The sequence below is a fragment of the Nitrobacter sp. genome, assembly GCF_051535235.1.
GTDB lineage: Bacteria > Pseudomonadota > Alphaproteobacteria > Rhizobiales > Xanthobacteraceae > Nitrobacter.
This window is the reverse complement of the sequence record NZ_JBPPLZ010000001.1, coordinates 291,617-315,070: the sequence shown is the minus strand read 5'-3', so window position 1 is coordinate 315,070 and position 23,454 is coordinate 291,617. Positions and strand designations below refer to the sequence as shown.

Below are 23,454 nucleotides of genomic sequence, written 5' to 3'. Positions count from 1 at the left end.
AAATCACAGCGAGCAGGACGTGGATGGCCGGAATAAATCCGGCCATGACGAAGGGTGCCAATGAATTCTCTCCCCAATTCCTTCCGATCCGGCCCCGACGAGCGCGGCCACTTCGGCATTTTCGGCGGCCGCTTCGTGGCGGAAACGCTGATGCCGCTGATCCTCGATCTGGAGAAGGCCTATGCCGAAGCCAGGACTGATACGGCGTTCCAGCGCGAGATGGCCGGCTACCGCAAGGACTATATCGGCCGGCCGTCGCCCCTGTATTTCGCCGAGCGCCTGACCGGGCACCTTCGGGACATTGCCGCGGCCTCCGGCCGCGCTGGCGGCGCGAAAATCTATCTGAAGCGCGAGGAGCTCAACCACACCGGCTCCCACAAGGTCAACAACGTGCTCGGCCAGATCCTGGTCGCGCGCCGCATGGGCAAGAAGCGCATTATCGCCGAGACCGGCGCGGGCCAGCACGGCGTCGCCACCGCCACGCTGTGCGCGCGTTTCGGCCTCGACTGCGTGGTCTATATGGGCGCGGTCGACGTGGCGCGGCAGGAGCCCAACGTCATCCGCATGGAAATGCTGGGCGCCAAAGTTGTGCCGGTGCAGTCCGGCACCCGCACGCTGAAGGACGCGATGAACGAGGCGCTGCGCGACTGGGTCACCAACGTGCACAACACCTTCTATTGCATCGGCACGGTGGCGGGGCCGCATCCCTATCCGATGATGGTGCGCGACTTCCAGTCGGTCATCGGCGAGGAGACGCGCGCGCAGATGCAGGAGGCGGAAGGGCGGCTGCCGGATTCGCTGATCGCCTGCATCGGCGGCGGCTCCAACGCGATGGGATTGTTTCATCCGTTCCTTGACGATTCGTCGGTTGAGATTTTCGGCGTGGAGGCGGCGGGACACGGCCTCGACAAGCTGCACGCCGCCTCGCTCACCGGCGGACGGCCCGGCGTGCTGCACGGCAACCGCACCTATCTCCTGATGAACGACGACGGCCAGATCCAGGACGCGCACTCGATTTCCGCGGGCCTCGATTATCCCGGCATCGGTCCGGAGCATTCATGGCTGCATGAGACCGGCCGCGTCACCTATCTGTCCGCGACCGACGAGGAAGCGCTTGACGCGTTTCAACTGCTGTCGCGGCTGGAAGGCATCATCCCGGCGCTGGAATCGGCGCATGCGATCGCACGGGTCATCGACCTCGCACCCGAACGCCCGAAAGATCACCTGATGGTGGTCAATCTTTCGGGCCGCGGCGACAAGGACGTGCCGCAGGTCGGCGAGATCTTGAAGGGCAGGAAGAAGTGACCACCCGTATCGACACGCGTTTTGCCGACTTGCGGAAGCAGGGCCGCGCGGCCTTCGTCACCTTCCTGATGGCCGGCGACCCGGACCCCGCGACCTCGCTCGCGATCATTCAGGCGCTGCCTGAGGCCGGTGCCGACATCATTGAAATCGGAATGCCGTTCACCGATCCAATGGCGGACGGTCCGTCCGTCCAGGCCGCCGGCCGGCGCGCGCTCAATGCGGGCATGACCGTGACCAGGACGCTGCAGATGATCCGCGACTTCCGGAAAGGCGAGGACGCGACGCCGGTCGTGCTGATGGGCTACTACAATCCGATCTACATCTACGGCGTCGAGCGGTTTCTTATCGACGCGAAGGCCGCCGGCGTCGATGGCCTCATCGTCGTCGATCTGCCGCCCGAGGAAGATTCCGAACTGTGCATCCCGGCGATGAAGGCCGGGCTGAATTTCATTCGCCTCGCGACGCCGACCACCGACGACAAGCGGTTACCTGCGGTGCTCGCGAATACCTCCGGTTTCGTCTACTACGTCTCGATCACCGGCATCACCGGCAGTGCGGCGGCGGATTCGGCCGCCGTCGGCGCGGCAGTCGGACGCATCAAGCGCCATACCGATTTGCCGGTCTGCGTCGGCTTCGGTATCCGCACCCCGGAGGCCGCGCGCGGCATCGCCGAGGGCGCCGACGGCGCGGTGGTCGGCTCGGCGCTGGTCGATGCGCTCAGCCGCAGCCTCGACGCCGAGGGCAAGGCGACGGCCGGGACGGTCAACGCGGTCGCCGGTCTCGTGGCGTCGCTGGCCGAGGGTGTGCGGTCGGCCAGAGCGGGATGAGGAATAGTCTTTGCTTTACCTCTCCCCTTGTAGAAGAGGGTCCCGAGCCGCATGTATGCGGTGAGGCGGGTGAGGGATCGTCCCCTCGTCCTGTTTGCGATAGAACCCCTCACCGGGCTCGCACCTTGCTTCGCGCGGTGCTTGCCACCCTATCCCACAAGGGGAAAGGGTTCGGGCCATCGCTGGATGGTGTGGCGTTACGGAGTAAAGCATGAACTGGTTGACGAATGTCGTCCGCCCCAAGATCCGCAATATGCTCAAGCGGGAGACGCCGGAGAATCTCTGGATCAAATGTCCGGACACCGGTCAGCTTGTGTTCTACAAGGACGTCGAGAGCAACCAGTTCGTCATTCCCGGCTCGAACTATCACATGCGCATGAGCGCCGATGCGCGGCTGCGGTCGATCTTCGACAACGAGACCTGGTACGACGTCGCCCTGCCCGAGGTGGCGGCCGATCCGCTGAAGTTCCGCGACGAGCGCAAGTATGTCGACCGCATCAAGGATGCCCGCGCCAAGACCGGACTGAATGATTCCGTGAAGGTGGGATACGGCAAGCTGGAAAACGCCGGCGTCGTCGTCGCGGTGCAGGATTTCGATTTCATGGGCGGCTCGCTCGGCATGGCGGCGGGCGAAGCCATCGTGCGCGGCCTCGAGCTCGCGGTCGAGAAGAAATGTCCGTTCATCGTGTTCGCGGCCTCAGGCGGCGCGCGGATGCAGGAGGGCGTGCTGTCGCTGATGCAATTGCCGCGCACTACGGTCGCGGTGCAGATGCTGCGCGAGGCGGGCCAGCCTTACATCGTGGTGCTGACCAATCCGACCACCGGCGGCGTCACCGCGTCCTATGCGATGCTCGGCGACATCCACATCGCCGAGCCCGGCGCGCTGATCGGCTTTGCGGGCGCGCGCGTCATCGAGCAGACCATCCGCGAGAAGCTGCCGGACGGTTTCCAGCGCGCCGAATATCTGCGCGACCACGGCATGGTCGACATGGTGGTGCATCGCCATGAGTTGCGGCCGACGCTGGCGCGGCTGTGCCGGCTGCTGACCAAGGCGCCTGCGTTCGATGCGACGGCAGAACCGCCGGCCGGTCCGGATGAGCCGGCCGAGCCCGTGCCTGCAACGGACGCGGCGCCGCCGCCTGCGCCTCCCGCGTGAGCGCTGCTCCGTCCCATCAAACGCCGCTCGGCGAGGTCGTCGCGCGAATCTCGAAGCTGCATCCGAAAAAGATCGACCTCACGCTCGACCGGATGTGGCGCATCCTCGAACGGCTCGATCACCCCGAACGCAGGCTGCCGCCTGTCATTCATGTCGCCGGCACCAACGGCAAGGGCTCGACGGTCGCCTATCTCCGCGCGATTCTTGAGGCCGCCGGATTGAGGGTGCACGTCTTTACCTCGCCCTATCTGGTGCGGATCAACGAATGCGTGCGGCTGGCTGGAACGTTGGTCGGCGACGACGACCTGCGCGACGCGCTGCTCGAATGCGAGCGCGCCAACGGTGGCGAGCCTCTCACCCAGTTCGAGATCAAGACCGCGGCCGCGTTCCTGCTGTTCGCGAAAATTCCCGCCGACGTGTTGCTGCTGGAAGTCGGCCTCGGCGGCCGGCTCGACAGCACCAACGTGGTGGAAACGCCGCTTGTCAGCGTCATCACGCCCATCGGGATCGACCACGTCGAATTCCTCGGCGGCACGCTGATGCAGATCGCCGGCGAGAAGGCCGGCATCATCAAGCGCGGCGTGCCCGTGATCGCTGCCGCGCAGTTGCCGGAGGCGCAGGCCGTGATCGAGCATCGGGCGAAGCAGATGCGCAGCCCGCTGCACGCCGATGGCCAGGACTGGCACGTCAGCATGGAGCATGGACGGCTGGTCTATCAGGACGAGCGCGGCCTGCTCGACCTTGCCGCGCCGCGGCTGTTCGGCCGGCATCAGTTCGATAACGCCGGTCTCGCGGTCGCGGCGCTACGGGCGCAGGACCGCTTTAGCATCGACGCCGCGGCGTTCGAGCGCGGCGTCACGAGTGCGGAATGGCCGGCGCGGATGCAGCGGCTGACGTCAGGCAGACTGGTGGATCGAGCGCCGCGCGACGCCGAGCTTTGGCTCGACGGCGGACATAATATCGACGGCGGACGGGTGGCGGCTGCTGCGCTCGGTGATCTCGAGGAGCGGGTGTCGCGGCCGCTGGTGGTGATAACGGGCATGATGGGAAACAAGGATGCGCGAGGTTTCCTTGCCAACTTCGCAGGGCTGACCCGCCATGTCATCGCCGTGCCGATTCCGGATACGGACAATGCGATGCCGCCGGACGTGCTGGCGGATGCGGCGCGCGCGCTCGACATGCGCGCCGAAACCGCGGTGAGCGTCAGCGCGGCGCTGCAGTCGGTGGCGCGGCTCGCCTATGAAATCCCGCCGCGCATCCTGATCGCGGGATCGCTCTATCTCGCCGGTCATGTGCTGGCGGAGAACGGCACGCCGCCGAGCTAAATTATTTATTTTAATGCAAACGTATCGGTGATGCGTTGCGAGCCCCCTCTCCCGCTTGCGGGGGAGGTAAGAGGCACACCCAAACAAAAACGGCCGGTGGTGAACCGGCCGTTCGCAAAATTTCAAAAAATCGGAAGCGGACGAATCAGACCGTGGCGGTGATCCACTGCTCCAGCTTCTGCTTCGGCGCGGCGCCGACCTGACGCGAGGCCAGCTCGCCGCCCTTGAAGATCATCAGCGTCGGAATCGACATCACGCCGTATTTGGAGGCCGTCCGCGGGCTCTCGTCGACGTTGAGCTTGACGATCTTGACCTTGCTGCCCATGGCGCTGGAAATCTCGTCCAGCACCGGACCGATCATGCGGCAGGGGCCGCACCACTCGGCCCAGAAATCGACCACGACCGGGCCAGTCGCCTTGAGCACTTCCGCTTCGAAATTGGCGTCCGAAACCTTGCCAACAGCCATGGAATACCTCGTTGCCTCGATGAGAACGCGCGCCGTGAATGAATGCGCTTGCGCTTATGTGCCAAGTTAAGAAGGCGATCCTGCCGGGTCAAGGTTTCTCACGCCGAGATGAGGGCTTCCAGCTCGGCCTCAAGCATCGCGGCTGAAATCTCCATCAATTCAGGCGTCTCGGTCCAGAGCAGCGCGGCCCTGATGGGCAATTGCGGATACAGCCGGGCCAGCACCGCGCGGTAGAGCGCAAGCTGGCGGACATAGGCCGGGGGCGCTTCGGCCTCGCTTGCAGGCGGCGCGTGGCCGGTCTTGAAGTCGACGATCAGAACCGCCTCCGGCGTGACCACGAGGCGGTCGATCTGGCCGGACACCAGAACGGGATCGCCGCGCCGCGTCGTCAGCCGCCCGGCGATCGCCACTTCCGCCCCGCTACCGTCCGCAAAGACCGGCGCGAACCGGGCATCATCGATCAAGGACAGCACCTGGACGGCCAGCCCGTCGCGCTCGGCCTCGCTCCAGTCGCTTGCATTGCGGGCGAGATGGGCCAGCGCGGTGTCGCGACGGCGATCGGCCGGCATGTCGGGCAGCGATTGCAGCAGACGGTGCACCAGCGTGCCGCGCACCAGCGCGCGGTTGCGCTGGCCGGTGGTTTCGCCGGGCCGGATGCGTCGATGCGCCGTGTCGTCCGCCTCCGAGGGGCGAAGCGACCGGTTCGGGGGCGCTGCCGGCGCAGCCTTCGCATGTAGCCACGGCGGCAGGGCGATTTGCGTGGCGATGGTTTCTGCGGCCGGACCGGTTGCGGCGGATGCGTCCTCCCCCGGCCGGCTGTAACGTTTGACCGTACCGGCGGCCGTCTCGATCTCCTGCCTTGCGAGGCCGGATTTTTCCAGACCCTTGCCGATCAGGTCGTACCAGGAGAACTCGCGCACATTTTTTATATTGCCGGGCTTGCAGCCGCCGACGATCAGGCGGTCGGCCGCGCGCGTCATTGCGACGTAAAGCAGGCGGCGATATTCGTGCTCGGTTTCCGCGATCATGGCGGCGCGGGCCTGCGCCACGCAAGGCGGATCCTCGGCCTTCCGGCCGGCCCAGACCGTGACGCCCGCCGCATCGGCGGGCGCGTTGCCCCGCGCCATGCGGATCAGGCTGAGGCGCTCGGTGTCGGCCGGCGAGGTCACGGTATCGGCGAGGAATACCACCGAAGCTTCCAGTCCCTTGGCGCCGTGCACGGTCATCACCCGCACCTCGTCGCGCGAGATTTCCATGTCGCGCTTCACCTCGGTGTCGGCGGCGCGCAGCCACGCCATGAATCCCTGCAGCGCCGCGGGGGCCTTGCGCTCATAGGTCAGCGCCAGCTCGAGGAATTCGTCCAGTGCGTCATTCGCTTCATGGCCGAGCCGCCGCAGGATTCGCCGTCGCCCGCCGTCTTCGCCAAGCAGCCACGCATAGAACGCGAACGGCGTCTCGCGCGCGGCCCGACCTTCGCACGCCTTCAGGCGATCGAACACGTCGCGGAATTTGTCGCCTGCCGCGGCATGGTCGGCGAGCGCATCGCGCAACGAGCCCTTGCGCTGCCATGCCAGCGTGAACAGGTCGTCGTCGTCGAGACCGAACAGCGGACTCTTCAGCGCCACCGCCAGCGCCAGATCGTCCTGCGGCAGCAGCAGCGCATCCGCAAGGTTCATCAGGTCGATGATCGTGATGTGCTCGGTCAGCTTGAGGCGGTCGGCACCCGCAACTGGAATGCCGGACTGCTTCAACGCCTGAATGATCGCATCAAAAGCGTTGCCGCGCCGCCGCACCAGCACCATCACATCGCCGTATCTGAGCGGACGGCGCGCGCCTTCATGTCCCGTCATGGTACCACGTGCGATCAGAGTCCTGATCTCGCTCTGGATGCGCCGCGCCAGCTTGACTTCCGGGCTGGTCGCCGACACCGTGTCGAACGGCGCACGCCAGCCCTCGATCTCCTCCCGCTTGTCGCGCTCCTCCAGACTCCAGAGGTCGACGATGCCGGGCGCGGCGTCGGCAAGCGATTCATGCACGGGATAAGCGCCGACCGCATGGATGCTGCTGTAGATCGCCTGGTCGCGAAACACGTAGTCCACGGACTCCAGAATCGTTTTGCCGGAGCGGAACGAGTAGATGAAATCCTCCTTGCGAAACGGAAGGTCCGCGTCCCTGAACTTCCGCTCCAGCTTGTTTCGCCGTTCGTCGAATTCGCGGGGCGCCGCGCCCTGGAACGAGAAGATCGACTGCTTCTCGTCGCCGACCGCGAACACGGTCCGGCGCACGCCCTCGCGCGCGCCTTCGCCGGTCGTGAAGTCCGCGATGATGCGCTCGACGATGTCCCATTGCTTCGGGCTCGTGTCCTGCGCCTCGTCGATCAGCACATGATCGACGCCGCGGTCGAGCTTGTAATGCACCCAGCCCGGCGAGGTCTGGTTCAGCATGTCCAGCGTCTTGTCGATCAGGTCGTCGTAATCCAGCAGGCCGCGTTCCTGCTTCTCGCGCCGGTAGTTTGCAGCGATCGCGGTTGCGATGACGAGCAACGATTGCGTGCGGTCGCGAATGATGAGCGCGCGGCGGCGTTCGAGCAGCGCGGCGATGCGCGGCATCTCGCGGTCAAGCATGGCAGCAAGCGCGGGCTGCGCCCGTGCGAGGGGGCCATTGATGAGCTTGCCGCGCAGTTCGTTTTTCGAATCGAGGAACAGCTTCAGGTAGCCGTCTGCTTGCGCGGCGTCGCCCACTCCCGCATGGGCAGCGCGCAACCGCTCGGCCTGCTTGACGTCGTTTGAGCTGCCTGTTGCGATCAGCGCCGCAGTATTCAGCCATATACTTCGCGGCAGGTTCGGCCCATTGATGATCTCGCGTTCGACATCCTCGACCCGCCCGGCGGGATCGACGCCGAGTGCTGCGGCGACATCGCGGATCGCCTGTTCAATGCCGCGATTCTCGGTCCAGTCCATGACGTGGTCGCGGCTGAGGCAGGCCTGATTGAGGACGTCCCGCAGCGTGGTATCGGCCGCCGCGCCCATGGCGTATTGCAGCGCGCGGCCGGCGGCGCTGTCCGGATTCTGCGAGGCGGCGAGCATGACCTTGAGGCTGGCGCGCTCCATCATCTCGGTCTGGTCGCGCTCGTCGAGCACGGTGAAGCGCGCGGGCACCCGCGCCTCGAACGGAAACTGCTGCAACAGCCGCGTGCACAGCGCGTGGATGGTCTGCACCTTCAATCCGCCCGGCGTTTCCAGCGCGGAGGCGAACAGTTTGCGCGCCCGTTCGCGCCATTTCACATCGGGCTGCGCGATGCCGACGTCGCGCAGCGCCGCGTTCAATGCGTCATCGTCGAGCGTGACCCATTGCCCGAGCGTCGAGAATACCCGTTCCGACATGTTGGCGGCGGCGGCCTTGGTGAAGGTGATGCAAAGGATGCGCGCCGGATCGACGCCGTTGAGCAGCAGGCGGATCACGCGCTGCACCAGAACGTGAGTCTTGCCCGATCCGGCATTGGCGGACACGAACACCGAAGTCGCCGGATCGGACGCACGCTGCTGGCGCGCGCTGGCGTCGGGATGAACCGGGCGGGACGCCTTCACCATTCCTCCAGCCCCAGGCCGCCAGCCGCCGACCATTCCTTGATGCGCGCCAGATCGTCGTAAGTGCCGTAGCGCGTCTTCCACATCGGCAGGTCGAGCGAGGTATAGCCCTGCGCCTCATTGTCGAAGGCGAGGATCAGCGCCGTGAGTTTCTCAAGGGCGCGATCGGCGGCCTGATCCGGCGATTGCTTGCTCTTGCCGTTGTCGAGATCGACCGGCCTGGGTTCGCCGGGCGGATTGTTGCCGCTAAGGCGAACATAGACGAGTTCGTTCACGGACGCTTCTGCGGGGATGCCCGCAAAGCCGCCGCCGCGCAGGATCGCGGATTCCAGCGTAAGCTGCGGCGACAGCCCGAGCCGCACCTGCTTGCTGCTCGGCGGGCTGCCGGTCTTGTAGTCGAGGATCGCGAAGCTTCCGTCGCCGAGATGCTCGATGCGGTCGGCGCGTGCCGACAGGATAAAATTGCGATCGCCGTCGATCGGGATTTCGATTGCCCCGCTGACCTCGGCATCGATCGTCACGAGTTGCGCCCGTCGCGATTGCTCCCACTCCGCGAACCATGCCGCGATGCGCTGGAAGCGCGGCCACCACAGCGCGCGCGCCTCGGGCCGTTGCATCAGCGGCGCGAAGCGGGTCTCGCCGATGGCGCGGAGCACCTCCGCGGGATTGTCCGGCAAGGCCGCCGGATAGATTTTGGTGAAATCACCGAGCGCGTCGTGGATCGCAGAGCCGCGGTCGGCCGCCGACAACGGCATGTCGACAGCCTCCAGCGGCAGCAGTTTCAAAATATGTCTGGCATAGATGGTGTAGGGATCGCGCAGCCAGTCCTCAATAGCGGTCACCGAGAGGCGCGTCGGCCGCGCGGCGCGCGTCGGCTTCGGCGCAGGCTGGGCGATGGGCTTGACCTCGTCGGGACGGTCGAGCGCCTCGGCGAATTGAATATAGCTTGCGCCGGCTTGGAGCGCTGCCCGCCACCGCTCCGCGCCTGCGACGGCTTCGAGACGATGCAGGAAGCGCGAAGCCACCGCCGGCGCGCCGCCGGCCTTGGCGGCGTGGCTGAGAACGACCTTTTTCGCGCCGAGCAGTTGCGTGAAATCGTGCGCGGACAGGCCGATGCGCCGCTCCGGAAGGTCGAGCCCGAGATCATGCCGCATCGGGCGGCTGAGCCAGGGATCGCTTGGCGGCGCCGGCGGCCAGACGCCCTCGATGAGACCGCCGAGAATGACGCGGTCGCAGTGGGTAAGACGCGCTTCGAGAGGACCGAAGATCCGCAGGCTCGCCGTCGCAACCTGCGGCCGTCGCACGATGCGGTCGCCGAATGCGGTCTCGAACACCTCGGGATAGTCTGCGATCCTGACCGTCAGGCCGCTACGCTCTCCCGCCCCGCCGAGATCGTCGAAAGCGGCGGCGAGCGCGAGACCATGCTGTCCCTCGAACGCGGTGGCGATGCCTTGCTCGTCGCGCGACAACGCCTCGGTCACGTCGCGATGCTGCGCGGCGAGCACGGTGAAGTCCGCCGACCGCGTTGCGCCATCGCCTTCGAGCGGCGCCAGCGCGGCCTGCAAGGCCGCGATCAACGTTTTGGCTTCGTCAAGCTGATGCGGTTTCAGCGCGGCGCGGGGCTCGCTGCGATGGAGCGACGAACTCTCGCCACGACCGAGCTTGTCCAGTTCGCCGCAGAAGCGCGTGAACTCGTCCGCCAGTCCCTTGCTGCCCGGCGGCGGTCGCGTGCCGCGCAGGATCGCCAGTTCCAATATCGTAATTGCGCGCGTCCATCCGCCGGCCGCGCGCCCGAGTCGGCACAGCGGATGCTTCAGCAACGCCAGCAGTGTCGGCGGCTCCAGAGCGTTGCACGCCACGCCTCCAACCAGTCGCGCGAAAATTCCCGCGGGCGTATCAATCAGCGCGTCGCCGCCGGAATCGTCGAATGCCAGATTCCAGCGGCCGAGTGCGGCCATCACCCGCCGCGCCAGCGCGCGGTCGGGCGTCACCAGCGCCGCCGTCTTGTTCTGGTCGTGTGCCTCGCGCATCGCGACGGCGATGCCGAGCGCCTCCATTTCGGGATTGGCGGCGGCGATCACGGCGAGGCCGGTCATGCCGGCTGCGATCTTCTCCGCGACCCCGGGCTCGGCAAGTCGCGTGTGCCATTTCGCCGTGGCGTCCGAGGGGCGCATCGCCTCCGAGGCCAGCAATTCGCGTCCGTAGGGCGCAGACGCGCCGAGCGTTTCGACCTCGCTACGCGCGATGCCGAACCGCTTGAGCAGGGCATGCAGCGCGAACTGCGGATGACCGGCGGCGGGCGGCGTGATGAAGTCGCCGCTCGTTTTGTCCCTGATGCCGCCGATCAGTTGCCACGCGTCTTCGTCGAGGTTGGTGTCGAGTCCCGGCAGCAACACCGCGCCTTGCGGCAGTCCGGCGATGACGTGCAGCAGCCTCGCGGTCGAAGGCATCGAGCCGGTGGACCCCGCCGCGATCACCGGTCCCGAGCCATGCGCGGCGAGCCGCGCGGCTTCAGCCTCGATCAGGCGGTCGCGCCGCGCCGCCGGTTCGATCCGCCCCGTTTCCTTTAGGTGCGCTGGCCAGAACTCGCGCGCGATCTTCAGGAAATCGAGCGTGAGCTGCCAGTATCTGTCGAGCGCGTCGGGCACCAGCGCGTCGAGCGCGCGCCACGCCACGCCGCGGGTCGCCATGTCATCCATCAGCCGCGCGAGGTCGTCGGCGAGCGCTAGCGTCGAGGCCGGACCGCCGAGAACCAGCGGCGCCTGCGCGGGATCGCCGGGCCTCAGTTGCCGCGCCCATGCGTCGATGAGCTGCGCCAGCGCCAGCCGGCGCGACAGTCCGTCAAGCGCGGGCGGCAGGTCGAGCGTCTCCGCCGAAGAGGAGGCGGCCTGCGCGAAGGCCAGTTCGTCCTCGTCGATGTCGCCGAGCGCGACGATGCGCGGCAGGATCACGGCATCGACATTCAGCACATCGAGAAAGATGTCGTGCGCCATGCGGCCGGCGCGGCGGGTCGGCAGATAGAGCGTGGCCTCGGCAAGCCGTTCGGGCTGCGCGCGTGGACGGAATCCCTCGATCAGCGCGCCATCGACCAGCGCGGTGATGACGGTGCGCAGAAACGGCGCTGACGGGGGGACGTTGCGGACGCGCATGAAGGACCTTGATTCGGGATCAGGCCATCATGGCACGCGCGGGGAGTGACGACGACCCACGACGTCAGGCGGCGCTGACCAGTACCGCTTTCTCGGCCGCCTCAATGGCGTCGGGGGTTCCGACATGCATCCAGACGCCGTCGAGCCGCAGCCCGAACAGGCGTTCGCGCTCGTTGGCGCGATCGAACATGGTCGTCAGCGAGAACTCGCTGACGGGCGCGCCGGCGAACAGCGCGGGCGACATGATGGCGACGCCGGCATAGACGAACGGAACGATCTGGTTTTCCTGGCGCTTGCGCAATGCGCCGTCGGCAAGCATGGCGTAGTCGCCGCTGCCGGCATAGCCGATGCTGCCTGCGGTCGGCGCCATCAGCAGCAGGATGTCCATGCGCGCGGGATCGAAGGTCTCGGCCATCCGCGTCAGGTTGGGACGCGCGCCGTCGATCCACATGGTGTCGGCGTTGAGATGAAAGAACGGCGCGTCGCCAAGCAGCGGCAGGGCTTTGGCCACCGCCCCGCCGGTGCCCAGCACCTCGTCGCGCTCGTCGGAGATAATGATTCGCGGACGGCTGCGATGCGCGACGTGGTCGATGATCTGGTCCGGCAGGTAGCGGACATTGACGACCGCTTCGCTGACGCCGGCATCCGCCAGCTTGTCCAGCACATGATCGAGCAGCGGCTTGCCGGCCACCGGCACCATGGGCTTGGGCATCCGTTCCGTAAGCGGCCGCATGCGCCGGCCGAGGCCTGCGGCGAGCACCATGGCTTTGGTCGGGGTGACGGGCATTTTCGATGAGGTCTCCGGCGCTTCCTGTAGCGTTTTCAAGCGAGGCATGTCCTCGGGCTTGACCCGAGAATGGATACCGGTCCGCGTAGAAAACGCGTCAAACAAAATCCCATAGCGTTTTCAAGCGAAATGGATACCGGTTCGCGTCAAGAAAACGCGTCGAAACAAAAAACTGGAGCCCGGCCCTGATTCCATCGAAGCCGGAATAGCCCTGGTCGATTCACCGAACAATATCATGGCACGGACGAATCGCATCTCAGGCGATAGCTGCCGGGCGTGACGCAAGCGTGACAGGGAAGGTGTGTCCGGATCGGTACGGTTATTTTTTGAAAGCCTGCCTCTGATTCCATCAGAAGCGAACAGGCTCGAGGATCAGGCCTCTGCGGTGGCGCCATTGCGCCGGCCCGCCTTTTTCTTCTTGTCGCTTGGTTTCAGAAAATTGACGCCGATCTGGTCGCCATTGACCCAGGCGAGCTCGCAGCGGCGATAGGCGAGTCCCGTGGACGACAGCAGCAGGAAGAATTCCTTCAGGTGAAGGCCTTCGATGGAACCTTCGATGGTCAGCTTGGCCCCATGTTCGGAAACATCCTCCATGGTGCAGTCGCGCCGCCAGGTACCGTCGATGCCCATCATGTGGGCGCTGTATCCGCGCTCGAAGGTGACGCGTTCGCCCTTGCGCCGTTCCGCACCCATGGCCTGCTCCCGTCGAGAAACCGCAACCCGCAGTGCGGCTTAGAGTCGCAGAGAATAGGGCACGATTTCTAACAAGCCGTAAAGCAAATGTGTTCAAGCCGCCGGAGGCGGAATGTGAGCCTGATACCAGGCCCTGGCCCCCGACAATGACGGGTGAGCCAGTGAACGGTCAAGGTAGGTCCAGATCCGGGGCTGGTGCCGCAGGTAGTGCGGTTTGCCGTCGCGCCGGTTCAGCCGCGCGAAGGTGCCGAGCAGCCGCGTGTTGCGCTGCGCCGACATGATGGCATAGAGCTCGGCGAAGCCGGCGGGATCGAACGGTGCGCCGCTTCCCAGCCGCGCCTTCACGTAACGGGCCAGCAGCGCGAGTTCCAGCGGTTCCGGCACGTCCACCCGCGCATCCTGCAAAAGCGAAACCAGATCGTAGGCGGCGGGACCGAGCACGGTGTCCTGAAAGTCGATCAGGCCGACCTGTTTGATGTCGGGACGCTGTTTCAGCCAGATCAGGTTGGGCGAATGGAAATCTCGCAGCACCCAGGTCCTCGGCGCAGCATTTGCCTTCTCCAGCAATGCGCGCCACATCGCTGTGAATTCGGCGCGCAGATCGCCGCCCGGCTCGATGCCCCGGTCCGGCAGATACCAGTCGAGCATCAGGCCGACCTCGACCAGCATCGCCTCGGTATCGAATATCGGGATGGTGTAGGCGATGTGCGGCGCGACAGAGAGGATCTCGGGCAGCGTCCGGCCGTGCAGCGCCGCCAGCATGTCGGTGGCAGCCTCGTAACGCCTGGCGGTCGGCGCCGGCGGGGTGCCTTCGACGAAACCCGCGCTGCCAAAATCCTCGGTGATGAGGAATCCCGACTCCAGATCGGCATGATGGATCGCTGGCGCGGAAAAGCCCTGCTCGCGCAGGCCACGCGCGATGGCGACGAAGGGTTTGACGTCTTCGGCAAGATGCACGGCCGCGCTGTAGGACTTGCCGTCATGGATCGCGGGCCCGTCCGGCCGCTTCGGCGCGTTCATCAGGATGAAGCTTGTGTCGCCGCGGATCAACCGGGCGTAGGATCGCGTCGAGGCGTCGCCCGCCATGCGCTGCCGTTTCGCATCGCCATATCCGGCGTCATCGAGAAATTGCCGCAGCGCCGCCAGCCGCGCGACCTGGGCCGCGGCCTTGCCGTAACCCGTGATCTCGACGGCGCGTGCGGCCGAGCCGAGCGCCGGGCGATGACTGAAGGCGATGTCGATGCGATCAGCGGGCAGGGCGCCGCCCGCGCGCTCCGGCCATTCGATCAGCACCACCGTCCCTTCGGGCAGTGGTGCGAGGCCGATCTCCTCGAGTTCGCCGGAGCCGCTGATGCGATAGAGGTCGGCATGGAGCAGCGGGTAGGGCGGCAGATCGTAATGCTGCACCAGCGTGAACGTCGGGCTCGGCACCTCCATCGTGTCGTCGCCGGCGAGGTAGCGGATCATGGCGCGAGCGGCGGCGGTCTTGCCCGCGCCGAGATCACCCGACAGCGTGATGACGTCATCGGGGCCGACCAGCAGCGCGAGGTCCGCCATCAGATCGGCGGTCGCGGTCTCGTTGACGAGCGCGGTTGCGAATGTCGAGGGTTCACTCATTCAGCGGCGTTGCGCTGCGCGCTCCGGTCGAGCGGAAAATCGCACACGACCCTGGTGCCACGCTTGACGGTGGAATCGAAATGCACGCGTCCGCCATGGAGTTCCACGAAGGAGCGCACCAGCGACAGGCCGAGGCCCGCGCCGCGATGCCGCGAGCCGTTGGCGTGGCTCTCGAACCAGTCGAACACCTTGTCCTTGACCTCGGGCGGAATGCCGGGACCTTCGTCCATCACGGCAAATCTCACGCTGTGCTCGGTGCGCCGGGCGCTCACCGTGATGACGGCGTCCGGCGGCGAGAAGCCGGCGGCGTTGGCAAGCAGGTTGTAGAGGACCTGAATGATGCGGCGCTCGTCGCCGATGAAGTTGCCGATGTCCGGATCGACGTCGACATTCAGGATGATGTGGTCGCGGGCCAGGCGGTCCTGAATGCCCTCCGCCGCCGCCGCGATGGTCTTGCGCACATCAACCGGCCCGAGTTCGAGCGTCATGGCGCCGGCGTCGATGGTGGCGAGGTCGAGGATGTTGTTGGTCAGCGCGAGCAGCGCATCGGTCGACGAGGTGATGTAGTTGACATACTCGGCCTGCTTCTCGGTGAGCGGGCCGGTACCGGGATCGTTCATCAGGTGCGCGAAGCCGATGATGGTGGTCAGCGGCGAACGCAACTCATACGAGACGTGATGGACGAAATCGACCTTCATCTGGTCGGCGGCCTCGAGCGCATCGTTGCGCTCGCGCAGCGCGCGCTCCACGTTCTCGCTATCGGTGATGTCGTGGAACGTCAGCATGGTGGCGCCATCGGGCAGCGGCATGGTCATGCAGTCCAGCACGCTGCCATCCTTGCGCTCGAGCTTGAGCGGCACCGCGGCGCGATTGTCGATGCCGGTGACGGCGTTGCGGATCGTCTGCCAGGCGGCATCGTCGTCGAACAGCGGCTTGCACCAGGCCTCGACGGTATCGATATGCGGTGACTGCGAGAGCGCCTCGGGCGAGAGCTTCCACATCCGGGCGAAGGCGGGATTGAAAAGCTGCGCGCGGCCGTTGCTGCCGAATACCGCGACCGCTTCAGTGAGGCTGTCCAGGGTCTCTCGCTGCACGGTGATGAGGCGGTCGTAGCGCCGCGCAAGGTCCAGGCTTTCGGTGACATCGTCGAACAGATAGGTGACGCCGCCTTCGGGGTTCGGCGTGGTGACGATGCTGAGCGCGCGTCCATCCGGCAGATACCAGACGTCCTTGGCGGCTTCGTTGGCGCGATAGGCTTCGTGCAGGCGTGCCTTCCAGGCGCGGAAGTCCGGCTGCTCCGGCAGTTTGCGCCCGGCGCGCAGCCGATCGAGTACGCTGGAATCGTCGGGATTGCCGTCCAGAAAAGCGCGGTCGAGGTCCCACAGCCGGCGATAGGAATCGTTGTAGAACGCCAGCCGCCGCCGGCCGTCGAACACCGCAACACCAGACGACAACTGGTCGAGGGTCCGGCGATGCGCGTCCGCCATCCGCTCCATCGTCTGGCGCAGCATGACGGCTTCGCTGGCGTCGAGCGCGATGCCGGCGCTTCCGCCGGCGGCGCGAAGCGCGTGGACATCATATATGCGCCGCTCGCCGCCGATCACGATCGGCAGTCGCGCGGTAAACGTGGCATGCTCGTTCAGCATGCGCGCCATCGCGAGGCGGTCGTTGCTGTCGAGCAGTTCGAGATTGCGCTCGATCGCATCCGTGGCGCTGGCGGCCTCGGTGGCACGCGCATAGGCGGCATTGGCGAAATTGAGCTTGCCATCGCTGCCGCGCGTCCACAGCGGCCACGGCGCCGCGGCTGCGAAGGCCCGCAGCATCTCGGTTTCTTCCCGCAGGCTGTTGTGACGCAGCGTCATCTCGGCGAGATCGCGCCGCAATCCGCCGAGGTCGCGGATCCGCACGATCGCCTGACCGCCGATAGCGCGGCCCATGGCCTCCACCGTCCGTCCTGACGATGTAAGCAGGTTGAGCAGAAAACCTTCGCCGGCGCTGCGCAGCGCGTCGACCGCATGATCCATCTGCAACGCCGGTTCCGGCGGCAGCCAGGTTCCGAACGCCAGAATCCGCAAGGGCTGTTTCGCATCCTGCGGCAACAGCAGCGCGGTGTCGCCACTGATTCGGGGTCGGTCCTCGCCGGCGCTCCAGGAAATCAAAACCTGCGGTTCTGCGAACAGCAGCGCGCGGAAGCGGTCGGCTTCCGATTGCAGCTCGCGGATTTCGGCGCGCAGCCGTTGCTCGTTGGCGTCGGCGCGGACCCGCGTGCGCATCAGCAGGATGGCGCAGACCACCGAGAAACCGAGCACGCCCAGCGCCATCGCCAGCATGGTCAGATCCTGCCGATTGAGATTGGTGAAGGTCTGGATCAGCCGTTCCGGCAAGCCCGGTTCCGTGGCCCATGCGGGCGAGATGTCGACGAGACCGGCCGCGCCAGCGCCCGCGATGCCGCCCTGCACCAGCGAAGTGCATGACAGCAAGGTCCGACGCATCACTGCGATTACGCCCGACATGCCTGCCCCAAAATCGCGCGACGATACGACCGGCAAATTGCTCGCCGTTCGCGAATCGACCAACATTACGCTTAAGCGGACTCGAGGGGTAAGAGTCCAGACCGTGAACGGGAATCCGGCGAGGGAAAAATGCGCGGCCGCGACATTTCCGAAACGATTGTTGCAAAATAGAATCGATTTTTTCCTGCGACGAGGCGTGACCTCGAGAGCGCCACAGCGTTTCGAGCGAAGTGGAATCCGGTTCGCGTGAAGAAAACGCGCCAGATCAAGAACCGGTCGAGCCGAATCCGCCGCTGCCGCGCGCGGTGGCCGAGAGCGAATCGGCGCGCGCGAGTTCCACGCGCGTCACCGGCGCCACGATCATCTGCGCGATGCGCTCGCCGCGCCGAATCGTGAACGCCTCCTGACCGAGATTCACAAGAAGCACATTGATCTCGCCGCGGTAGTCGGCATCCACGGTGCCGGGCGAATTCAGCACGGTGACGCCATGCCTTGCGGCGAGACCGGAGCGCGGCCGCACCTGCGCTTCAAATCCCTCCGGCAATGCGATGACCAGTCCGGTCGGGACCATCGCGTATTGTCCGGCTGCGAGCACCAGCGGCGCCTGCTCCGGAACCGCGGCCAGCAGGTCGAGGCCGGCGGCCTGGCTGCTCTGGTAGGCCGGCAGCGGAAGACCTTCGGCATGAGGCAGTTGCAGGACGTCGACCTTGATCGGTCCGCTCATGCCGGCTGATCCGTCACGGCCGGGACGATGCGTTCGATCAACATCGCGGCCACCTCTTCCTTGGTCATGAGGGGAAAGGACTCGGTCCTGATCTCGCCGCCACCACCATCGCGCGTCAGCAGATGCACCGTGTTGCGGTCGCCGCCCATCACGCCGGTCGCGGGCGAAACATCGTTGGCGACCATCCAGTCGCAGCCCTTGCGCGCGAACTTCGCTGTCGCGTTGTCGATGAGATGTTCGGTCTCGGCGGCGAAGCCGATCACCAGCGCCGGCCGGTTCTCGCGCAGGTTCGAGATGGTTGCCAGGATGTCCGGGTTCTCGACCAGTTGCAGCGGCGGCATTCCGGTCGCGGTCTTCTTCAGTTTCTGCGCGCCTTCGTGCGCGACGCGCCAGTCGGCGACCGCGGCGGTGAAGATCGCGACGTCCGTTGGCAGCGAGGCCTCGACCGCCGCCAGCATCTCGCGCGCTGATTCGACATGCTTGACAGTGACATCAGCGGGATCGTCGAGGCCGACCGGCCCCGCGATCAGCGTCACGTAGGCCCCGGCCGCCTGCGCCGCAGCCGCGATGGCAAAGCCCTGCTTGCCCGAGGAGCGGTTGGCGATATAGCGCACCGGATCGATCGGCTCGAAGGTCGGTCCGGCGGTGACCAGCACGCGGCGGCCCTTGAGGGGCTGCGGGCGCGCGGGCCTGAGAATCCGTTCGGCGGCGGTCGCGATCTCCGTCGGCTCGGCCATGCGGCCGACGCCGGCCTCGCCCGCTTCGGCCATCTCGCCGGCATCGGGGCCGATCATGACGACGCCGTCGCGGGCAAGCTGCGCGGCGTTGCGGCGTGTCGCCGGATTGTTCCACATCAGCGGATTCATTGCCGGCGCCAGCAGGATCGGCCTGTCGGCGGCGAGCAGGATCGCGGTGGCGAGGTCGGAGGCCAGGCCATGCGCCATCTTTGCCATCAGGTCGGCGGTAGCGGGGGCGACGACGATCAGGTCGCAGTCGCGCGCGAGCCGGATATGGCCGGCATCGAATTCGCTGCCGGGGTCGAACAGGTCGGTGTGGACCCGGGTGTGCGACAGGGCGCTGGCGCTCAGCGGGGTGATGAATTGCTGCGCAGCATTTGTCATGACGCAGTGCACAATAAAGCCGCGTTCTTTCAGCCGCCGGATCAGGTCGAGCGATTTGTAGGCCGCGATGCCGCCGCCGATAATCAGCGTGACATGGAGCAAGGCATTGGAATTTCTTGTCTTATTGTTTTTGCGAGATATTATCGCGCTGCGAGATGCCCAATCGTCCGCAACGGCGTCAGAGGATGAAGCGGTCGTCGCCGCCCTCAGGATGACGCGGACCTCGTCCTCGACGGACCGGCCGTTGCGCGCGGCCCGCAAGCGCAGTTCGGCCTTGGTGGCATCGTCGAGTTTGCGGATGGTCAGGCTGGCCATGACGGTCCTGCGGTCAAGCGCGCCATCATTGATAGCAAAAAGATGCCATCACTGCAATCAAATGTCTCTAATGTGCGGCCCAGAGCAGGCCGACCAGCGCGGCCGCGATGACCCAGAGCGCCAGGATGCTCCAGCGGTGGCTGCGCGCTTCGGCCCGCTTGATTTCCGCGATGGTATCGGGCCCCAAAGTCAGCCCTTCGCGGGACATCGTCTCGAATTGCTCGATCAGGGCCACGGTTCGCGAAGCGAGCGCCGGAAGCCCCGAGAGCAGGCGGCCAAGTTCGCCGGCGCCTGCCACCGCGCCCTGCATCCGTCCAAGCGGGCCGAGGTTCTGCGTGATCCATTCGCGCACCACGGGATCGGCCACCGTCCAGATGTCCAGTTTGGGATCGAAGCTGCGCGCCACGCCTTCGACCACCACCATCGTCTTCTGCAGCAGGATCAGTTCGGGGCGCGTCTGCATGTCGAACAGGCCGGTGACCTCGAGCAGCAGCGTCAGCAGCTTGGCCATCGAGATTTCCTCGGCGGTGCGATTGTGGATCGGCTCGCCGATGGCGCGGATGGCTTGCGCGAAATTCTCCACCGAGTGATGGCTCGGCACGTAGCCGGCCTCGAAGTGCACCTCGGCGACGCGGCGATAATCACGCGTGATGAAGCCGAGCAGGATCTCGGCGAGGAAGCGCCGCTCTTTCAGTCCGAGCCGTCCCATGATGCCGAAGTCGACGGCGACCAACCGGCCCGACTTGTCGAGAAACAGATTGCCGGGATGCATGTCGGCGTGGAAGAAGCCATCGCGCAGCGCGTGACGCAGGAAGCTCTGGATCACCTTGCGGCCGAGTTCGGGCAGGTCGACATGCGATTGCGCAAGGCGCGCATGATCGTTCAGCGCTATGCCGTCGATCCACTCCATCGTCAGCACGTTGTGGGTGGTGCGGTCCCAGTCGACCGTGGGGACGCGGAAGTCGGGATCGTCGCGGGTGTTCTCCGCCATCTCCGACAGCGCGGCCGCTTCCAGCCGCAGGTCCATTTCCATCGCCACCGACCGCGACATGGTGTTGATGACTTCGACCAGGCGCAGCCGCCGCGCTTCGGCGGAATGCGCTTCGGCCTTGTTGGCGACGAAAAAGAAATCGGAGAGGTCGCGGCGGAAACGCGCGGCGACGTTGGGCCGCAGCACCTTGATCGCGACCTGCTTGCGGACGCCCTCCTTCTCGATCTCGCCGCGATGAACCTGCGCGATCGAAGCGGCAGCCACCGCCGGTCCGAAACTTGCGAAGGCCTGCGCCACGGGCTTTTCCAGAGCGGCCGCGACCACGGCTTCGGCCTCCGCTTGCGCAAACGGCGGCAGGCGGTCCTGCAGGCTTTCCAGATCGCGCGCCATCACGACGCCGACGACGTCGGGCCGCGTGGCGAGGAATTGTCCGAGCTTGAGATAGGCCGGCCCGAGCCGGGTCAGCGCCCGCGACAGCCGCGGCCCGGATTTCGCGCCCCGGCGCTCGATCAGGCGGGCCATGCGCAGCGCGAGTTGACCGGGCGGCGGCACCAGCGAGGGATCGACCACGCCGAACACGCCCTCGCGCGCGAACACGAACGCGGCGCGCGCCAGCCGCGCGGCATGGGTCAATGCGGATATCACAAACGCCAGCCCGAATGCAGCGCGACGATGCCGCCGGAAAGGATCTGCCAGTTGACCCGCGCGAAGCCGGCGTCGCGGATCATGTCTGCGAAGGCGTTCGGTTTGGGAAACTTGCGAATCGATTCCACGAGGTACTGATAGGAGCCGGCATCGCCGGTGACGGCGCCGCCGAGCGGCGGGATCACCTTGAAGGAAAACAGGTCGTAGACCTTCTCGAGGCCGGGCACATCCACCGTCGAGAATTCGAGGCAGAGAAACCGGCTTCCCGGCTTCAGCACCCGAAACGCCTCGCGCAACGCGGCATCGATGCGCGGCACGTTGCGGATTCCGAACGCGATCGTGTAGCCGTCGAAGCTGCGGTCCGCGAACGCCAATGTCTCGGCGTTGCCTTCGACGAACGATACCCGATCATCGAGATGCGCCTTGACCGCGCGCTCGCGGCCGACCGCGAGCATGTCCGGATTGATGTCGCAGACGGTGGCCCGTAATCCGCGGCCGGCGGCCTTCGCTGCGCGAAAGGCGATATCGCCGGTGCCGCCGGCGACGTCGAGCAGCGCGAACGGTGCATCGCCGCGCGGCGGGTTCAGCGCCGTGATCATCACGTCCTTCCAGACGCGGTGCAGCCCGCCGGACATCAGGTCGTTCATCAGGTCGTAACGCCGCGCCACGCTGTGGAACACCTCGTTCACCAGCGGCTGCTTGTCCTCCACGGCAACGTCCCTGAAGCCGAAATGCGTCGTCTGGTCCTTTCCATCCATGCCCGTGCTCTCCATGGTCCGGACCATAGCCTGCCATGCTGCGCTGCGCTACAAGCGAGGTCCATCTGAAGACGGATCGGCTGTCCACCGTGGTTAACCGGCGACATCGGGAAAGGAGCGTTCATGCCCTCGCAGTTTGCCAGGATAACCCCCACCCTGCGGATGTTCGATGTTCGCAAGGCGCGGGAGTTCTACCTTGATTTCCTCGGCTTCAAGGTTGACTTCGAGCATCGGTTCGAGCCGGACCTGCCGCTCTATATGGGAATATCGCTGGGCTCGGCGGTGCTGCATCTCAGCGAGCACTATGGAGGCTGCTCGCCCGGCGCGCGGATCATCATCGAGACGACGGGGCTCGCGGATTATCAGGCCGGGCTGCTCGCCAAGCGTTACGGCTATGCGCGGCCGGGATTGGAGCGCCAGCCCTGGGGCGCCACCACCATGACGGTGACCGATCCGTTCTTCAACTGGCTGGTCTTCAGCGAAGAAGACGGAAACGCGGTTTAAAACGTCGGACAGTCCCACGAAACGAGCGAAGCGGTGCCAGAACTGCCCGAGGTCGAAACCGTACGCCGCGGCTTGCAGCCCGCGATGGAGGGCGCGACCATCCTGCGCGCCGAAACCCGTCGCAAGGACCTGCGGTTTCCGTTCCAGAAGGATTTCGTCGCCCGCCTGGAAGGGCAGGCCGTGACCGGGCTCGGACGGCGCGCGAAATATCTGCTGGCCGACCTCGCATCCGGCGACGTGCTGCTGATGCATCTGGGCATGTCTGGCTCGTTCCGCGTGATTGATGCGGCAGGCGCCACGGCTCCGGGTGATTTTCATTTTCCCCGCGATGAGAGACGCGCCCACGATCATGTGAGTTTTACGATGTCGTCCGGCGCCGAGATCGTGTTCAACGATCCGCGCCGTTTCGGTTACATGAAGATCGTCGCACGCGAGGCGCTCGACGACGAGCCGCTGCTGAAAGGGCTTGGTCCGGAGCCGCTCGGCAACGCATTCGACGCGGCGATGCTGGCACGTTCGTGCCGCGACAAGAAAACCAGCCTGAAGGCCGCGTTGCTCGACCAGCGCGTGGTCGCGGGGCTCGGCAATATCTATGTCTGCGAGGCGCTGTTTCGCGCGCATCTGTCGCCGCGCCGTCTCGCCGCGACGCTGGCCCTGAAAACGGGCGCGCCGACCGAGCGCGCCGGCCGGCTGGTCGAGGCCATTCACGATGTGCTCAACCAGGCGATCAAGGCCGGCGGCTCCTCCCTGCGCGACCATCGCCAGACCACGGGCGAACTCGGCTATTTCCAGCATTCGTTCCAGGTCTACGATCGCGAGGGCGACACGTGCAGGACCCCCGGCTGCAAGGGCACGGTGAAGCGATTCACCCAGAACGGGCGTTCCACGTTCTGGTGCCCGAGTTGTCAGAAGTAGGAGCAAACCGAGATGAGCTACGGTTGAAAAGCTTCAACGCGTCATTGCGAGCGTAG

17 protein-coding genes are annotated in these 23,454 nt (G+C 66.0%); 6 read left to right on the top strand and 11 right to left on the bottom strand.

Annotation, left to right across the window (positions count from 1 at the left end):
- The first annotated feature begins 60 nt into the window (after window positions 1–60).
- From trpB to ACS3WA_RS01540, 4 genes are all read left to right on the top strand, one after another.
- A complete protein-coding gene (trpB, locus tag ACS3WA_RS01555) occupies window positions 61–1,305 on the top strand; it encodes a tryptophan synthase subunit beta (RefSeq protein ID WP_438276806.1) in 1,245 nt (414 codons plus the stop codon).
- Window positions 1,302–2,132: a tryptophan synthase subunit alpha gene (gene trpA, locus ACS3WA_RS01550; RefSeq protein ID WP_438276805.1), complete on the top strand. Its 831-nt coding sequence runs from the start codon at window positions 1,302–1,304 to the stop codon at window positions 2,130–2,132. The genes trpB and trpA overlap by 4 nt, the downstream gene beginning before the upstream one ends.
- 211 nt (window positions 2,133–2,343) lie before the next feature.
- A complete protein-coding gene (gene accD, locus ACS3WA_RS01545) occupies window positions 2,344–3,288 on the top strand; it encodes an acetyl-CoA carboxylase, carboxyltransferase subunit beta (RefSeq protein ID WP_438276804.1) in 945 nt (314 codons plus the stop codon).
- Entirely contained in the window at window positions 3,285–4,613 is a 1,329-nt protein-coding gene (locus ACS3WA_RS01540) for a bifunctional folylpolyglutamate synthase/dihydrofolate synthase (RefSeq protein WP_438276803.1), read from the top strand. The genes accD and ACS3WA_RS01540 overlap by 4 nt, the downstream gene beginning before the upstream one ends.
- A gap of 145 nt (window positions 4,614–4,758) precedes the next feature.
- On the opposite strand, the gene trxA is transcribed toward ACS3WA_RS01540, so the two are convergent.
- From trxA to ubiE, 11 genes are all read right to left on the bottom strand, one after another.
- Window positions 4,759–5,079, bottom strand: coding sequence for a thioredoxin (trxA, locus tag ACS3WA_RS01535; RefSeq protein WP_009796619.1), 321 nt, complete (start codon window positions 5,077–5,079; stop codon window positions 4,759–4,761).
- Between the two features lie 98 nt (window positions 5,080–5,177).
- Complete coding sequence (gene addA / locus ACS3WA_RS01530) at window positions 5,178–8,669, bottom strand: double-strand break repair helicase AddA (protein WP_438276802.1); 3,492 nt, start codon at window positions 8,667–8,669, stop codon at window positions 5,178–5,180.
- Window positions 8,663–11,815, bottom strand: coding sequence for a double-strand break repair protein AddB (addB, locus tag ACS3WA_RS01525; protein WP_438276801.1), 3,153 nt, complete (start codon window positions 11,813–11,815; stop codon window positions 8,663–8,665). The genes addA and addB overlap by 7 nt, the downstream gene beginning before the upstream one ends.
- Window positions 11,816–11,879: 64 nt before the next feature.
- A complete protein-coding gene (locus ACS3WA_RS01520) occupies window positions 11,880–12,602 on the bottom strand; it encodes a nucleotidyltransferase family protein (RefSeq protein ID WP_438276981.1) in 723 nt (240 codons plus the stop codon).
- 372 nt (window positions 12,603–12,974) lie between these two features.
- Window positions 12,975–13,295: a PilZ domain-containing protein gene (locus tag ACS3WA_RS01515; RefSeq protein ID WP_438276800.1), complete on the bottom strand. Its 321-nt coding sequence runs from the start codon at window positions 13,293–13,295 to the stop codon at window positions 12,975–12,977.
- Window positions 13,296–13,388: 93 nt separating this feature from the next.
- Window positions 13,389–14,912, bottom strand: coding sequence for a tRNA (adenosine(37)-N6)-threonylcarbamoyltransferase complex ATPase subunit type 1 TsaE (gene tsaE / locus ACS3WA_RS01510; protein ID WP_438276799.1), 1,524 nt, complete (start codon window positions 14,910–14,912; stop codon window positions 13,389–13,391).
- Complete coding sequence (locus tag ACS3WA_RS01505) at window positions 14,909–17,425, bottom strand: PAS-domain containing protein (protein WP_438276798.1); 2,517 nt, start codon at window positions 17,423–17,425, stop codon at window positions 14,909–14,911. The genes tsaE and ACS3WA_RS01505 overlap by 4 nt, the downstream gene beginning before the upstream one ends.
- Window positions 17,426–17,690: 265 nt before the next feature.
- Window positions 17,691–18,149 carry a dUTP diphosphatase gene (gene dut, locus ACS3WA_RS01500; protein ID WP_438276797.1) on the bottom strand — a complete coding sequence of 153 codons (459 nt, stop codon included), beginning with the start codon at window positions 18,147–18,149 and terminating at the stop codon, window positions 17,691–17,693.
- Window positions 18,146–19,585: a bifunctional phosphopantothenoylcysteine decarboxylase/phosphopantothenate--cysteine ligase CoaBC gene (gene coaBC, locus ACS3WA_RS01495; RefSeq protein WP_438276796.1), complete on the bottom strand. Its 1,440-nt coding sequence runs from the start codon at window positions 19,583–19,585 to the stop codon at window positions 18,146–18,148. Before coaBC ends, dut begins: the two co-directional genes overlap by 4 nt.
- A 67-nt stretch (window positions 19,586–19,652) precedes the next feature.
- Window positions 19,653–21,221: a 2-polyprenylphenol 6-hydroxylase gene (gene ubiB, locus ACS3WA_RS01490; protein WP_438276795.1), complete on the bottom strand. Its 1,569-nt coding sequence runs from the start codon at window positions 21,219–21,221 to the stop codon at window positions 19,653–19,655.
- The gene (gene ubiE, locus ACS3WA_RS01485) at window positions 21,218–21,979 is read right to left on the bottom strand and encodes a bifunctional demethylmenaquinone methyltransferase/2-methoxy-6-polyprenyl-1,4-benzoquinol methylase UbiE (protein ID WP_438276794.1); all 762 of its coding nucleotides are present in this window, start codon (window positions 21,977–21,979) and stop codon (window positions 21,218–21,220) included. The genes ubiB and ubiE overlap by 4 nt, the downstream gene beginning before the upstream one ends.
- A gap of 123 nt (window positions 21,980–22,102) precedes the next feature.
- Between ubiE and ACS3WA_RS01480 the strand changes: the two genes are divergently transcribed.
- Both ACS3WA_RS01480 and mutM read left to right on the top strand, forming a co-directional pair.
- A complete protein-coding gene (locus ACS3WA_RS01480; protein ID WP_438276793.1) occupies window positions 22,103–22,483 on the top strand; it encodes a glyoxalase superfamily protein in 381 nt (126 codons plus the stop codon).
- A 33-nt stretch (window positions 22,484–22,516) separates the two neighbouring features.
- Window positions 22,517–23,398, top strand: coding sequence for a bifunctional DNA-formamidopyrimidine glycosylase/DNA-(apurinic or apyrimidinic site) lyase (mutM, locus tag ACS3WA_RS01475; protein WP_438276792.1), 882 nt, complete (start codon window positions 22,517–22,519; stop codon window positions 23,396–23,398).
- Window positions 23,399–23,454: the final 56 nt, after the last annotated feature.

Bases quoted from the DNA above. Each gene is read 5' to 3' on its own strand.
- trpB (WP_438276806.1), top strand. From the start codon at position 61: ATGAATTCTCTCCCCAATTCCTTCCGATCCGGCCCCGACGAGCGCGGC.
- accD (WP_438276804.1), top strand. From the start codon at position 2,344: ATGAACTGGTTGACGAATGTCGTCCGCCCCAAGATCCGCAATATGCTC.
- trxA (WP_009796619.1), bottom strand. From the start codon at position 5,079: ATGGCTGTTGGCAAGGTTTCGGACGCCAATTTCGAAGCGGAAGTGCTC.
- addA (WP_438276802.1), bottom strand. From the start codon at position 8,669: ATGGTGAAGGCGTCCCGCCCGGTTCATCCCGACGCCAGCGCGCGCCAG.
- addB (WP_438276801.1), bottom strand. From the start codon at position 11,815: ATGCGCGTCCGCAACGTCCCCCCGTCAGCGCCGTTTCTGCGCACCGTC.
- ACS3WA_RS01520 (WP_438276981.1), bottom strand. From the start codon at position 12,602: ATGCCCGTCACCCCGACCAAAGCCATGGTGCTCGCCGCAGGCCTCGGC.
- ACS3WA_RS01515 (WP_438276800.1), bottom strand. From the start codon at position 13,295: ATGGGTGCGGAACGGCGCAAGGGCGAACGCGTCACCTTCGAGCGCGGA.
- tsaE (WP_438276799.1), bottom strand. From the start codon at position 14,912: ATGAGTGAACCCTCGACATTCGCAACCGCGCTCGTCAACGAGACCGCG.
- ACS3WA_RS01505 (WP_438276798.1), bottom strand. From the start codon at position 17,425: ATGTCGGGCGTAATCGCAGTGATGCGTCGGACCTTGCTGTCATGCACT.
- dut (WP_438276797.1), bottom strand. From the start codon at position 18,149: ATGAGCGGACCGATCAAGGTCGACGTCCTGCAACTGCCTCATGCCGAA.
- coaBC (WP_438276796.1), bottom strand. From the start codon at position 19,585: ATGGCCAGCCTGACCATCCGCAAACTCGACGATGCCACCAAGGCCGAA.
- ubiE (WP_438276794.1), bottom strand. From the start codon at position 21,979: ATGGATGGAAAGGACCAGACGACGCATTTCGGCTTCAGGGACGTTGCC.
- ACS3WA_RS01480 (WP_438276793.1), top strand. From the start codon at position 22,103: ATGCCCTCGCAGTTTGCCAGGATAACCCCCACCCTGCGGATGTTCGAT.